Genomic DNA, 11,315 nt, shown 5'->3' on the forward strand with positions numbered 1-11,315 from the left:
GGATGGACTTGTAGAGATATCATCAGCAGTAAAATCAACTGCAGTAAGTTTGTCAAAAATGGCAAGTGATTTGAGATTAATGAGTTCAGGACCAAAAACTATGGTTGGAGATATTGAACTTCCAGCTAGACAAAATGGTTCATCAATAATGCCAGGTAAAGTAAATCCTGTAATTCCAGAAGTTGTTAATCAAGTTGTATTCAGGATTATTGGAAATGATAATACAGTTACAATGTGTGCTGAACACGGACAATTAGAACTAAACGCTTTTGAACCAGTGTTATTTGATAGTTTGTTCGAATCAATATCTATATTAACTAACGCAGTGAAAACTTTCAGAGAAAATTGTATACTTGGAATTAAACCAAACAGACAAAAACTTTCAAATGACGTAGAAAAATCCGTTGGAATTGTAACAGCATTAGTTCCTCATATTGGATATAAGAAGTCCGCTGAAATTGCTAAGCGTGCTTTGAGTACGGGAATTACAGTTAGAAATATCGTATTGGACGAAAAAATCCTGACAGAAGATGAATTGAAAGAAATCTTGGATCCTATTGCTATGACAATGCCAGGAATTGCAGCTGAGTATTTGATTAAACAAAAACAACAAGCTTACATCGAAAAAAAGAAACTAGAAGACAAGGAACAAAAAGCAAAAAAATAATTTTATGTTGACAAAATCTTGTTATCGAGTATTTGATAACAGGATTTTTTATTACGAACTAAAAGTTTTACATTATTTTAAATTTGCTAATATGTTATAATTTATTTAGGTGATATGATGAAAAATAATACTAAAAATGCAGACAATGTTATATTGGCGATATCAAATGTTTTAATGGTGGTTTTCGTATCTACTCTACTTAGAGGCCACAACATAATATCGTTGTTAATTTTACTTGCGTGGGCAGTTTATGCGTCGCAAAATAAAATGATTTTACCAAAAAGTCTTGAAAGAAAAAGAACAAAATTCGAATACGGAAGTTTTATCGTTTTGTTAATAGGTTTTATGTTGATTTATTACCATCCTAATAAGGTATATGTGTTCTTAACATATCTAACATTTTTAATTTATAACACACTTTTGTGGATGAATATGATTAGAATGAGAGCTATTAATAAAGAAAATAATAAGAAATCTAACAAAAAGAAATAAAGAGGTATATGATGAAAATTATGGTTATAGGGCCTGGCAGATGGGGAAGTTTCATCGCTTGGTATTTGAAAAAAATTGGTCATGAAGTTTTGTTGTATGGTTTGAATGGAACTGAAGATTTCGAAAACTTTAAGAAAAGTCGTAGCAATGGAATTATTACTTTGCAAGATGATTTAGAATTAACCGATGATATCACAAGAGCAAAAGAATGTGATGTTATTCATGTTAGTATAAATGCACAAGGTTTTAGAAATGTGTGTGAAGAACTTAAGTCTATTGGAATTAAGGATAAAATTATCGTTACTAATATGAAGGGGATTGAGATTTCGACTGGAAAAAGATTATCAGAAGTCTGCAAAGAAATTATGGATGGATCTAACAAAGTTGCAGCTTGGATCGGTCCAGGTCATCCACAAGAATTTTACCGCAATGTTCCAAATTGTATGGTAATTGATTCGGAAGATGAAGATGTGAAAGAATTGTTGATTGAAAATTACAGTTCAGATTTGATTAGATTTTATTATGGACAAGATTTGATTGGAAATGAAATCGGCGCAGCTTACAAAAATGTAATTGGAATTGCTGCAGGAATGTTGGATGGAATGAAAATAAGTTCTTTGAAGGGAGCTTTGATGAGTAGAGGTTGTAGAGAAGTTGCAAGGTTTATTAAGGCATCTGGAGGCCAAGAGCTTAGCGCATACGGTCTTTGCCATCTTGGAGATTATGAGGCTACGGTGTTCTCGCAATATTCTCACAACAGAATGTTTGGAGAAATGTATGCAAAATCAGAAAAATACGACAAATTAGCTGAAGGATACTACACTGTAAAAGCTATTAAATTACAAGCAGACAAAATGAATTTGGATTTACCAATAAACAATGCAGTGTACAAAGTTTTGTACGAAAATTCGAAATGCGAAGAAGAAATCGACAAATTATTCAGTAGAAGTTTGAAAAAAGAATTTTATTAATGAAAAACAAATTAGAAGTGCAAAAAAGCACTTCTTTTTTTGATTAAAATGCTTGACAAATAGATTTTAAGTTTATATAATATACAAGTCAAGTAAAAAGGTTGACGGTGATTGAATGGAAAAATTATTAAATATTACCATGATGTTTGATTATTATGGTAAATTGCTTACGAAAAGAGAATACGATGTAATTGACAAGTACTACAATGAGGATTTGTCATTAAATGAAATTGCTCAAATTTGTGATATTTCAAAACAAGCTGTAAGTGATAGTTTGAAAAGAGCTGAAAATAAGCTTTATGAATACGAACAAAAACTTGGCTTAATTGAAAAATCAAAAAAGAGTCATCAATTTCTTAGAAAAATCAGAAATGATCTTTTCTCTTTGTCACCAGAAATCAAAAGCAAAGAAATTGAAAATATCATTATAGATATAGAAAATTTCTTAAATGATTTAGAGGATGTGGGAAATGATATTTGAAAATTTGTCCGATAAATTACAAAATGCCTTGTCAAAATTGACCAACAGAGGAAAGTTGACAGAAAAAGATATAGATGTTGCAATGAGAGAAGTTAAACTTGCTTTATTGGAAGCGGACGTTAACTATAAAGTTGTTAAAGATTTTATATCTCAAGTAAAAGAACGTGCTATCGATTCTTCTGTTTTAGAAAGTCTTACTCCAGGTCAACAAGTTATTAAAATAGTTAATGAAGAATTAACTAAAATGATGGGTGAAAAGGAAGAAAAACTTAACGTTTCACCAATGAAACCTACGGTAATTATGCTTTGCGGTTTGCAAGGGGCAGGTAAAACAACTCATGCCGGAAAACTTGCATTGAGTTTGAAAAACAAAAACAAAAGCGTCTTACTTGTAGCGTGTGATATTTACAGACCTGCTGCCATTAAACAACTTCAAGTTGTTGGTGGAAAAGTTGGTGTAGAAGTATTTGAAATGGGACAAACAAATCCCGTTGAAATTTCAAAAAAAGCAATCGAAGAAGCTAAGAAAAAGAACATTGATTATGTAATTATAGATACTGCCGGTCGTCTTCATATTGACGATACTTTGATGGATGAGCTAAAAAATATTAAACAAGAAGTTAATCCTTCAGATATTTTGTTAGTTGTAGATGCGATGACTGGACAAGATGCAGTGAATGTTGCAGCTAAGTTTAACGAGGATTTGGATATTACAGGAATTATCCTTACTAAGTTAGACGGTGATGCAAGAGGTGGTGCTGCTTTATCAATCAGACAAGTAGCAGATAAGCCTATTAAATTTATAGGTGTAGGTGAAAAACTTGGAGATTTAGAGCCGTTCCATCCGGACAGAATGGCATCACGTATCTTGGGTATGGGAGATGTTCTTAGCCTTATCGAAAAAGCACAAAATCAATTTGACGAGAAGAAGGCAAAAGAATTAGAAGAAAAGATTAAAGCTCAAAGTTTTGACTTTAATGATTTTCTTGACCAAATGCAGCAAATCAAAAAAATGGGACCTATGCAAGATATTCTTGCAATGATTCCTGGCGTGGATAGTAAAATGCTTAAACAAGTGAATTTCGATAACAAAGAATTTGATAAGATTGAAGCAATTATTAAATCTATGACCAAAGAAGAAAGAGAAAATCCAGATATCATTAGCGTATCTAGAAGAAAAAGAATTGCTAAAGGATGCGGTCAAGATCAAGTAGCGGTTAACAAACTTTTGAAACAATTCAAAGAAATGAAAGTTATGATGAAAAATATGGGAGCGCTACAAAAGAAATTTGGTAAAAAAGGTAAAATGAAAATGCCTTTTTTTAGATAATAAGTTATGGAGGTAAATTATGTCAGTAAAAATTAGATTGAAAAGAATGGGAGCAAAGAAGAAACCATTTTATAGAATAGTTGTCGCAGATTCAAGATGTCCTCGTGATGGTAAATTCATCGAAGAAATCGGATATTACAACCCATTAGTTGAAGAAAAAACTGTTAAAGTTGATAGCGAAAAAGTTCAACAATGGATTAAAAACGGTGCAAAACCTACAGATACAGTAGACAGATTATTTAAAAATAATGGAGTTTACGAAGCAAAATAATAATACAAGTTGGGAGTTGTCATGGAAAAATTAGTTAAAACAATTGCTACTGCGTTAGTTGATAACAAAGAAGCAGTTGAAGTAACATCAAGACAAGACAAACATACGGTTATTATAGAAATTAAAGCAGATTCCAAAGATTTGGGGAAAATTATAGGAAAAGAAGGGAAAATTGCCAAGGCAATTAGAACTATTACTAAGGCAGCGGCTATTAAGAGTGGCGAAAAAGTTGTCGTAGATATTTTGCAATAATGGAATATATAGCTGTAGCAGAAGTGCTCAATACTCACGGTATTAAAGGATGTCTTAAAATGAGACCGTTGACTGATAATATCGAAAGATTTGACGAAGATATTTGTTATTATCTCGGGAATAAAAAAGTTGAGGTCAATATTCAAAATTATAGAATGTACAAGGGTTTTTTGTACATTGATTTTGAAGAATTTAACGATATTAATGAAGTTCTTGAATTCAAAAAACAGTTTTTATATATAGATGAAAAAGACAGATACGAATTGAAAGATGGAAGCTTTTACATTGACGATTTGATTGGGTTAAAGGCTTATAGTAATGGTGAATACATCGGAGATTTGGTTGAAGTTTTGAGCGTTTATAGTAATGATGTATATGTAATTAAAAATGATGAAAAAGAATTTATGATACCTGCTGTAAAAGAGTTCATTAAAAAAATAGATTTAGAAAATGGATTAATCGATGTAGTTATAATTGAGGGTATGTGATGAAATTTATAATTCTCACATTATTTCCAGAAAGTTTTGATTACTTAAAATCATACGGAGTCATAGGAAAAGCAATCCAAAACAATCTCATTGAACTTGAAGTGGTTAATATTAGAGATTACACTAAAAATAAACACAAAAAGGTAGACGATGAGATATATGGTGGCGGAGCTGGGATGCTTATGACTTGCCAACCAATTTATGACTGCTTGGAAGATGTGAACAAAAACAAATCAAAAGTTGTGTTTATGTCTCCTCAAGGGAAAGTTCTTAATCAACAAAAGTGTATAGAACTTTCAAAAGAAAAAGAAATAGTCATTCTTTGTGGCCATTACGAAGGTGTCGACAGTAGAATCATCAATCATTATTGTGATGAGGAGATTTCTATTGGAGATTATGTTATGACTGGTGGAGAATTAGGAGCTATGGTTCTTATAGATTGTGTAAGCCGAATGATTAACGATGTTTTGGGAAATGATGAAAGTTATAAGACAGATTCGCACTACAATTTATTGCTACAGGAAGATTCCTACACAAGACCCAGAGTATTTAACGGATATGAAGTTCCTGAAGTTTTATTATCAGGAAATCACGAAAAAATCGAACAGTGGCGAGAAAAATCAAGACTAAACAACACTAAACTTAAAAGAGAAGATATATATCAGAAATATCTGAAAGAAAAAAACCAAGGAGGATCATAATGGATATTATAAAAACATTAGAAGATGAACAATTAAGAGAAAATAAGTTCGACTTTCATGTTGGCGATACTGTAAAAGTAGACTACCTTATCAAAGAAGGTAATAAAGAAAGAGTTCAAGTTTATGAAGGAACTGTAATTAAAATGCAAGGAACTGGACTTAGAAGAACTTTCACAGTAAGAAGATTAGCTTACGGTGTAGGAGTAGAAAGAACTTTCTTAATCAACTCACCAAGAGTAACTAACGTAAGATTAGTTAGAGAAGGTAAAGTAAGAAGATCAAAATTATTCTACTTAAGACACAGAGAAGGTAAAGCTGCTAAAGTTAAAGAAAAGCAAAAATTCTAAATTGAGTGCTGAGGTTTTCTCAGTACTTTTTTTAGATGGAAAGGAAATAACATGGACATTAATAATATAAACTGGTATCCAGGGCACATGAAAAAAGCTATTGACAAGATAAAAGAAAACATGAAACTTGTCGACATAGTTTTGGTTCTTGTGGATAGCAGAATTGTAAGATCATCCATGAATCCAGTTATAGAAGATATCTTAAAGGATAAGCCGCAATTGATTTTATTGAACAAGATGGACATGGCAGATCCTAAAATTACACAAAACTGGATTAATTATTTTGCAAAGAAAAATATAACAGCACTTCCAATTGATAGCAAAAACGGTAAAAATTTGGATAAAATTGAGCCAACAGCTAAAAAGATTTTAGAAGATGTACTTGCTAATAGAAAAGACAAAAACATAAAATCAGAAATTATTAGAATGATGATAGTTGGTATTCCAAATGTTGGAAAATCTACTATAATCAACAAATTATCCAACAGACAATCTGCCAAAACAGGAAACACTCCAGGTGTTACAAGGACTAATCAGTGGATTAGAATAAAAGGTAAGATGGAATTGTTGGATACACCAGGTGTTTTGTGGCCAAAATTCGAAGATAATGAAATTGGCCTGAATTTGGCATTTACTGGGGCTATCAAAGATGAAATTTTGGATGAAGAAAACTTAGCGTACAAGCTCATCGAGAAACTAATGAGTATTGATCCACAAATTTTAGAAAAAAGATATTCGATTGATACACAAAACAAGGAAACAATCGAAATAATGGATGATATTGCTATAAGACGTGGCTGTTTGTTAAAAGGAAAAAATATTGATTATTCTAAAGTTTCATCAATAGTTATAGATGAATTTAGAAAAACAAAGTTAGGAAGAATTTCATTAGAAGATGTTTGCGATTGATTATAACGAATTTGGGGAAGAATTAATTTGTGGCGTAGATGAAGTTGGAAGAGGACCATTAGCAGGTCCTGTTGTGACATGTGCAATTATTATGCCTAAAAATTGTGAGATAATAGAAGGAGTCACTGACTCAAAAAAGCTTTCTGAAAAAAAGAGAATTAAATTCAAGGATATGATTTTGGATCAAGCTTTGGCATACAGTGTAAATTTTGTGGATCAAAGTGTGGTTGATGAGATTAACATCAAGCAAGCCACGAGATTATCTATGAAAAGAGCTGTAGAAAGTCTGAAAACAAAGGACAATAAATTCATAAAACCTGATTTGATTGTAATTGATGCAGAAATTATTGACACAGATATTAAACAAATGTCATTTGTCAAAGGTGACGAAAAATTATATCCGATTTCTTGTGCATCAATTGTAGCAAAGGTTATAAGAGATGAGTACATGAAGGATATGGCTACTATCTATCCACAATACGGTTTTGAAAAACACAAGGGATATGGAACTAAATTTCACAGAGAAATGATACTTGAATATGGAGAGTGTCCGCTTCATAGAAAAACTTTTTTGAGGAAATTATATGAAAATGGAAAAAAACCGAGGTAAATTTGCCGAGGATTACGCTTGTGAATATTTAATAGAAAAAGGTTACGAAATTATTGACAGGAATTATTCCGAGAGAATTGGGGAACTAGACATAGTTTGCACTTACGAAAATTATTTGGTCATAGTTGAAGTAAAAGCAAGGACTGATGATAAGTTCGGCGCTCCTTCTGATTTTGTAACTTTTGGGAAACAAGACAGAATAAGAAAAACAACAGAAATTTATATCGACAAAAATGATTTGTACGATTATCAGCCTAGATTTGATGTGATAGAAATTTATTTGGATAATTTCAAATTAAATCACTATATTGACGCATTTTAATATTGACAATGGGCTAGTATTTTTATATAATATCAAGGTCAAGCAAATATATTGACACAAAGAGGTTTTAATATGTATAAAGTAGCAGTGCTTACAGTATCAGACAAGGGTTCTCAAGGAAAAAGAGAAGATTTAAGTGGTAAAAAAATTATAGAAATTATCGAAAAAAACGGCTATAAATTAGAAAAATATGATATTGTAGCAGATGAAAAAGAACTTATAAAAGAAAAATTAATCGAGTATTCCAATGAAAATATTGAGTTGATTTTGACTACGGGTGGAACTGGATTTTCAAAAAGAGATGTAACTCCTGAGGCTACATTAGAAGTTTCAGAAAAACTTTGTTTGGGAATTAGTGAAGCGATTAGAAATTATTCGATGACTATTACAAAAAGAGCAATGCTTTCAAGAGCTGTTTCAGTTATTAGAAAAAACTCCCTCATAATAAATATGCCGGGTAGTCCTAAGGCTGTTGAAGAAAGTTTGGAATACATAATTGATACGTTAGATCACGCTTTGAAAATTTTACAAGGCGATGCATCAGAATGTGCGAGAAAATAGTTGTTCATAATTAATTAGTAATGTATAATATATGATAGATAATTGTAGGAGGTATATATGATACAAGCAGGAGATTTTAGAAAAGGCACAACTTTTGAAATGGATGGAGATGTATGGCAAATTATAGATTTCCAACACGTTAAACCAGGAAAAGGTGCAGCTTTTGTAAGAACAAAAATCAGATCAGTTATGACTGGTTCAAACAGAGACATGACATTCAATCCTAACGAAAAATATGAAGAAGCTAGAATTGAAACAAGAGAAATGCAATACTTATACAACGATGGAACTTTATATTATTTCATGGACCCAGAATCTTATGAACAATTACCAATTGATAAAGTTAGTGTTGAAGAAGCTATTCTTTATATAAAGGAAAATGATATGGCAACAATCAAATTTTTCAAAGGTAAAGCATTCCAAGTTTCTCCGCCAAACTTTGTTGAGTTAGAAATCACTCAAACAGAACCTGGTATTAAAGGTAACACTGCAACAGGAGCTACAAAACCAGCTACTGTAGAAACAGGCGCTACAGTTAACGTACCTTTATTTGTAAACGAAGGAGATAAAATCAAGATAGATACAAGAACTGGAGAATATTTGTCAAGAGTTTAGTATTTATTGACTTTTCAACGCGTTTATGATAAAGTAGTACGGTGGATTTTGTCCATACTAATAGAGGAGGTCTAATATGAGAGATAAAGTAATTTTAGAATGTACTGAATGCAAGAGCAGAAATTACACTACTAAAAAGAATAAAAAACTTCACCCTGATAGAGTGGAAACTAACAAGTATTGTAAATTCTGTAAAAAGCACACTCTACACAAGGAAACAAGATAGGAGGAGCTTATGGCAGCGAAAAATACGCAAAATTCTAATCAAAAATCAGCCCAAAAAAATCAAGGATTTTTGAAAGGCGTGAAGACTGAATGGAATAAAATTGTCTGGCCGACACCAAAGGAAACTTTAGAATACTCAATAGTAGTAGTTATAATTTCCTTTATAGTTGCATTAATCGTATACGGATTAGATACTGTGTTCCAACGTTTAATTGGACTATTTATTTAGAAAGGAACAGTATCCACAATGACCGAAAAAAATAACACATTTATTGAAAATGCAACTGAAGATTTTAAGGAACGTGCCAAAGAGGGAAAATGGTATGTAGTACATACTTACTCTGGACACGAAGGTAAAGTAAAAGTTAATATTGAAAAAATGGTAGAAAATCGTGGTTATATCGACAATATATTTGAAGTAGTAGTACCTACTGAAGAATATGTTTCAGAGGTCGGTGGAGCTAAAAAGTTAAAAGAAAGAAAGATCTTCCCCGGTTATGTTTTCGTTAAGATGACAATTACCGATGTCTCATGGTATTTAGTTAGAAATACCAGAGGTGTTACAGGATTTGTAGGACCAGAATCCAAACCTGTAGCAGTTAGTGAAAAGGAAATCCAAAAATTCGCTCTTAAAAATCAATCTTACTCTAAAAAAGAAATTGATGTTAATGTGGGAGACAATGTGAATATTGTTTCTGGAGCATTTAGCGATCAAGTAGGTATTATTGAAGAAATAAATACTGAAAAAGCTATCTGTAAAGTTTTAATTTCCTTGTTCGGCAGAGACACATCTGTTGAAATTAGCTTTGATGATATCGAAAAAATATAAATTTGAATATAAGTTATTTAATTAATTTCATATAGATCGATGTGGGAGGTTAGCCCCGATAACCACAATAGTTTAAGGAGGAACTAATATGGCTAAAAAAGTACAAGCAATAGTAAAGTTACAAATTCCTGCAGGTAAAGCAACACCTGCACCACCAGTAGGTACAGCACTTGGACCTCACGGTGTTAATATAATGCAATTTACAAAAGAGTTTAATGCAAAAACTCAAGACCAAATGGGAATGATTATTCCAGTTGTTATGACTGTATACCAAGATAGATCATTCACATTTATAACAAAAACTCCACCAGCACCAGTTCTTATTAAAAAAGAATTAGGATTAAATTCTGCTTCAGGAGAACCTAATAAAACTAAAGTTGGACAATTAACTAAAGAACAAGTTAAGAAAATTGCTGAAATTAAAATGCCTGACTTAAATGCAGCAAACTTAGAATCTGCTATGAGTATGATTAAAGGTACAGCAAGAAGTATGGGAGTTACAGTAGAAGAATAGTGGGAGATTTAGTTCGTTAGAACCACAAGGAGGATTATATGGCAAAAAAAGGTAAAAAATATCAAGAAAGTGCAAAATTAATTGATAGAACAGTTGAATATAAATTAGACGAAGCAAGTAAATTAGTTGTTGAAACTGCTAAAGCTAAATTTGACGAATCAGTAGAATTACACGCAAAATTAGGTGTAGATAGTAGACACGCTGACCAACAAGTTCGTGGTACTATCGTACTTCCTCATGGTACAGGTAAAGACCAAAAGGTAGCTGTATTTGCAAAAGGTGAAAAAGCTGAAGAAGCAAAAGCTGCAGGAGCAGATTTTGTAGGAGCAGAAGATTTAGCAGAAAAAATCCAAAAAGAAGGTTGGTTAGGATTTGATGTTGCAGTAGCTACTCCAGACATGATGGGTGTAGTAGGTAGAATTGGTAGAATCTTAGGACCTCAAGGTTTAATGCCAAACCCTAAAGCTGGTACAGTAACTATGGATGTTACAAGTGCAATCAAAGAAATCAAAGCTGGTAAAGTTGAATATAGAACTGACAAGAGCAATATTATTCACGTTCCAGTTGGTAAAGTTTCTTTCGGAGAAGAAAAAATTGCTGAAAACATCAATGCGTTAATGCAAGCAATATTGAAAGCAAAACCAGCTTCATCAAAAGGTAAATATATTAGATCTTTAACAATTGCTTCAACAATGGGCCCTGGAATCAAGGTTAATCCATTACAATTTGC

At 32.0% G+C, this 11,315-nt stretch carries 20 protein-coding genes; all 20 read left to right on the plus strand.

What is annotated here, in order from left to right; translation table 11 throughout:
- A partial coding sequence (locus KHW44_RS02560; protein ID WP_304065601.1) for a lyase family protein occupies window positions 1-667 on the plus strand: 667 nt, incomplete at its 5' end.
- A 117-nt stretch (window positions 668-784) separates the two neighbouring features.
- On the plus strand, window positions 785-1,159 hold the full coding sequence (locus KHW44_RS02565; RefSeq protein ID WP_102164544.1) for a hypothetical protein: 375 nt from the start codon (window positions 785-787) through the stop codon (window positions 1,157-1,159).
- 11 nt (window positions 1,160-1,170) lie between these two features.
- The gene (locus KHW44_RS02570) at window positions 1,171-2,130 is read left to right on the plus strand and encodes an NAD(P)H-dependent glycerol-3-phosphate dehydrogenase (protein ID WP_294684461.1); all 960 of its coding nucleotides are present in this window, start codon (window positions 1,171-1,173) and stop codon (window positions 2,128-2,130) included.
- 115 nt (window positions 2,131-2,245) lie between these two features.
- A complete protein-coding gene (ylxM, locus tag KHW44_RS02575; protein WP_294684462.1) occupies window positions 2,246-2,611 on the plus strand; it encodes a YlxM family DNA-binding protein in 366 nt (121 codons plus the stop codon).
- Window positions 2,601-3,941, plus strand: coding sequence for a signal recognition particle protein (ffh, locus tag KHW44_RS02580; protein ID WP_304065608.1), 1,341 nt, complete (start codon window positions 2,601-2,603; stop codon window positions 3,939-3,941). Before ylxM ends, ffh begins: the two co-directional genes overlap by 11 nt.
- Window positions 3,942-3,960: 19 nt before the next feature.
- Window positions 3,961-4,212 (plus strand): 30S ribosomal protein S16, encoded by a 252-nt coding sequence (gene rpsP, locus KHW44_RS02585; protein ID WP_002835329.1) that lies wholly within the window; start codon window positions 3,961-3,963, stop codon window positions 4,210-4,212.
- Between the two features lie 21 nt (window positions 4,213-4,233).
- Complete coding sequence (locus tag KHW44_RS02590; RefSeq protein WP_002835328.1) at window positions 4,234-4,464, plus strand: KH domain-containing protein; 231 nt, start codon at window positions 4,234-4,236, stop codon at window positions 4,462-4,464.
- Window positions 4,464-4,952 carry a ribosome maturation factor RimM gene (gene rimM, locus KHW44_RS02595; RefSeq protein WP_294684465.1) on the plus strand — a complete coding sequence of 163 codons (489 nt, stop codon included), beginning with the start codon at window positions 4,464-4,466 and terminating at the stop codon, window positions 4,950-4,952. Before KHW44_RS02590 ends, rimM begins: the two co-directional genes overlap by 1 nt.
- Window positions 4,952-5,653 (plus strand): tRNA (guanosine(37)-N1)-methyltransferase TrmD, encoded by a 702-nt coding sequence (gene trmD, locus KHW44_RS02600; RefSeq protein ID WP_094203456.1) that lies wholly within the window; start codon window positions 4,952-4,954, stop codon window positions 5,651-5,653. The genes rimM and trmD overlap by 1 nt, the downstream gene beginning before the upstream one ends.
- A complete protein-coding gene (gene rplS / locus KHW44_RS02605; RefSeq protein ID WP_002835325.1) occupies window positions 5,653-6,000 on the plus strand; it encodes a 50S ribosomal protein L19 in 348 nt (115 codons plus the stop codon). The genes trmD and rplS overlap by 1 nt, the downstream gene beginning before the upstream one ends.
- Window positions 6,001-6,051: 51 nt before the next feature.
- Window positions 6,052-6,909, plus strand: coding sequence for a ribosome biogenesis GTPase YlqF (gene ylqF, locus KHW44_RS02610; protein ID WP_294684466.1), 858 nt, complete (start codon window positions 6,052-6,054; stop codon window positions 6,907-6,909).
- Window positions 6,896-7,519, plus strand: a complete 624-nt coding sequence (locus KHW44_RS02615; protein ID WP_304065617.1) for a ribonuclease HII — start codon at window positions 6,896-6,898, stop codon at window positions 7,517-7,519. The genes ylqF and KHW44_RS02615 overlap by 14 nt, the downstream gene beginning before the upstream one ends.
- Window positions 7,500-7,841, plus strand: coding sequence for a YraN family protein (locus KHW44_RS02620; RefSeq protein ID WP_304065620.1), 342 nt, complete (start codon window positions 7,500-7,502; stop codon window positions 7,839-7,841). The genes KHW44_RS02615 and KHW44_RS02620 overlap by 20 nt, the downstream gene beginning before the upstream one ends.
- Before the next feature lie 72 nt (window positions 7,842-7,913).
- The gene (locus tag KHW44_RS02625) at window positions 7,914-8,402 is read left to right on the plus strand and encodes a molybdenum cofactor biosynthesis protein B (RefSeq protein WP_002835321.1); all 489 of its coding nucleotides are present in this window, start codon (window positions 7,914-7,916) and stop codon (window positions 8,400-8,402) included.
- A 57-nt stretch (window positions 8,403-8,459) separates the two neighbouring features.
- On the plus strand, window positions 8,460-9,017 hold the full coding sequence (gene efp / locus KHW44_RS02630; protein ID WP_094224529.1) for an elongation factor P: 558 nt from the start codon (window positions 8,460-8,462) through the stop codon (window positions 9,015-9,017).
- 76 nt (window positions 9,018-9,093) lie between these two features.
- Window positions 9,094-9,243 (plus strand): 50S ribosomal protein L33, encoded by a 150-nt coding sequence (gene rpmG / locus KHW44_RS02635; protein ID WP_002835319.1) that lies wholly within the window; start codon window positions 9,094-9,096, stop codon window positions 9,241-9,243.
- Window positions 9,244-9,252: 9 nt separating this feature from the next.
- On the plus strand, window positions 9,253-9,471 hold the full coding sequence (gene secE, locus KHW44_RS02640) for a preprotein translocase subunit SecE (protein WP_094205471.1): 219 nt from the start codon (window positions 9,253-9,255) through the stop codon (window positions 9,469-9,471).
- 18 nt (window positions 9,472-9,489) lie between these two features.
- Window positions 9,490-10,071 (plus strand): transcription termination/antitermination protein NusG, encoded by a 582-nt coding sequence (gene nusG, locus KHW44_RS02645; RefSeq protein ID WP_304065627.1) that lies wholly within the window; start codon window positions 9,490-9,492, stop codon window positions 10,069-10,071.
- 88 nt (window positions 10,072-10,159) lie between these two features.
- The gene (gene rplK, locus KHW44_RS02650; protein WP_002835316.1) at window positions 10,160-10,585 is read left to right on the plus strand and encodes a 50S ribosomal protein L11; all 426 of its coding nucleotides are present in this window, start codon (window positions 10,160-10,162) and stop codon (window positions 10,583-10,585) included.
- A 38-nt stretch (window positions 10,586-10,623) separates the two neighbouring features.
- The coding region (rplA, locus tag KHW44_RS02655) for a 50S ribosomal protein L1 (protein WP_304065631.1) at window positions 10,624-11,315 on the plus strand (692 nt) is incomplete at its 3' end.

This window comes from Finegoldia magna (assembly GCF_018371055.1).
GTDB lineage: Bacteria > Bacillota > Clostridia > Tissierellales > Peptoniphilaceae > Finegoldia > Finegoldia magna_I.